The organism is Acidovorax cavernicola, from assembly GCF_003581445.1.
The window spans coordinates 1-601 of the sequence record NZ_QXMN01000334.1 but is presented as its reverse complement, the minus strand read 5'-3'; the positions used below and the strand labels follow the sequence as shown (position 1 = coordinate 601).

Genomic DNA, 601 nt, shown 5'->3' with positions numbered 1-601 from the left:
GTGCAGGTCCATGCCGACGACGGCGCCGCGGCCCAGCGCTTCGACGCCGAGGCGCTGCTGGCCGCGCCCCAGGCCGGCACCCATCTCTATGTCTGCGGCCCCGCGGGCTTCATGAACCATGTGCTCGACACGGCGCGGCGCCATGGCTGGCCCGAAGCGCAGCTGCACCGCGAATTCTTCGCCGGCACGGCCACGGCCTTGGAGTCCGACGGCGCGTTCAGCGTGCGCCTGGCCAGCACGGGCAAGAGCTACGCCATTCCCAAGGACAAGAGCGTGCTCGAAGTGCTCACCGCCGAAGGCGTGGATGTGCCGTATTCGTGCGAATCGGGCATCTGCGGCAGCTGCCTCACGCGCGTGCTCGAAGGCGTGCCCGAGCACCGCGACACTTTTCTCACCGACAGCGAACGCGCGGCCAACGACCAGTTCACGCCCTGCTGCTCGCGCGCGCAGACACCGCTGCTGGTGCTCGATCTTTGACGGCTGCCCCCATTTCCCCATAAGAGACAGGAGACTTCCCATGACCGCCACCGCCTGCATTCCCATCCATGCCGAGTCCGCCGCGCGCGCTCCGGACGCGCGCCGCTTTCCTCTCGACCAATGG

At 68.6% G+C, this 601-nt stretch carries 1 protein-coding gene; it reads left to right on the top strand.

Annotated elements, in window-relative coordinates:
* On the top strand, positions 1–477 hold a 477-nt coding region (locus D3H34_RS33500), incomplete at its 5' end, for a flavin reductase family protein (RefSeq protein ID WP_147400636.1).
* Between the last annotated feature and the right edge of the window lie 124 nt (positions 478–601).